The organism is Streptomyces sp. NPDC001508, from assembly GCF_040298665.1.
In the GTDB taxonomy this organism is placed as follows: Bacteria; Actinomycetota; Actinomycetes; order Streptomycetales; family Streptomycetaceae; genus Streptomyces.
The window spans coordinates 1-1,160 of the sequence record NZ_JBEPAP010000173.1; the positions used below are offsets into that span (position 1 = coordinate 1).

Consider the following 1,160-nt stretch of genomic DNA (forward strand, 5'->3'; position numbering starts at 1 on the left):
TCGGCGAGGAAGATGACGTCGGGGTCGGTGGTGTTGATGTCGGTGAGGACGCGTTCCCAGAAGACGACGGGTTTGGTGTGGGGGTTGTCGACGCGGAAGATGCGGACGCCGCAGGCCATCCAGTGGCGCAGGATGCGGAGGGTTTCGGTGATCAGGCCGTCCATGTCGGTGTCGAAGGCGAGGGGGTGGATGTCCTGGTATTTCTTGGGGGGGTTCTCGGCGTGGGCGATGGTGCCGTCGGGGCGGTGGTGGAACCAGTGGGGGTGTTTGTGGATCCAGGGGTGGTCGGGGGAGCACTGGAGGGCGAGGTCGAGGGCGATCTCCAGGCCGTGGGCGGTGGCCTGCCGGACGAAGTGGCGGAAGTCCTCGGTGGTGCCGAGGTCGGGGTGGACGGTGTCGTGGCCGCCGTCGGGTGAGCCGATGGCCCAGGGGACGCCGACGTCGTCGGGGCGGGCGGTGAGGGTGTTGTTGGGGCCTTTGCGGTGGGTGGTGCCGATGGGGTGGATCGGGGGGAGGTAGACGACGTCGAAGCCCATGTCCGCGATGGGTCGGAGGCGTCGGGCGGCGGTGCGGAAGGTGCCGTGGGGCTGGTCGGGTGTGCCCTCGGAGCGGGGGAAGAACTCGTACCAGGAGCCGTACAGGGCGCGTTCGCGTTCCACGAGCAGGGGCAGTGGCGTCGAGGCGGTGACCAGTTCCCGCAGCGGATACCGGGCCAGCACCTCCGCCACCCCCGGCGCAAACGCCGCCGCCAGCCGCCACGCGGGCGGCCGGTCCTCGTCCCGCAGGGCCGCCGCCGCGGCGAGAACGGCGTCCCGCGCTCCGCCCGTCTCGGGCATGTCGGCCGCCGCCCGCTCGTACAGCCGCGCGCCCTCCTCCAGCACCAGATCCGTGTCGAGGCCCGCCGGGATCTTGATCCCCGCGGTGTGCCGCCAGGTGGTGACGGGGTCGCCCCATGCCTCCACGTGGTAGGTCCAGCGGCCCATCGCGTCCGGGGTGACGTCCGCGACCCAGCGGTCGGTGCCGGGGGCCGTCTCGCGCATCGGGGTCCAGGGGCCGGCCCGGCCCTCGGGATCGCACAGCACCACATTCGCGGCCACCGCGTCATGCCCCTCGCGGAACACGGTCGCGGACACCTCGAACGTCTCCCCGACGACCGCCTT

1 protein-coding gene is annotated in these 1,160 nt (G+C 72.1%); it reads right to left on the reverse strand.

Going from position 1 to position 1,160, the window contains the following annotated elements; translation table 11 throughout:
• Positions 1 to 1,160, reverse strand: a 1,160-nt coding sequence (locus ABT245_RS45930) for a maltotransferase domain-containing protein (RefSeq protein ID WP_351747140.1), incomplete at both ends; no start/stop codon positions are given.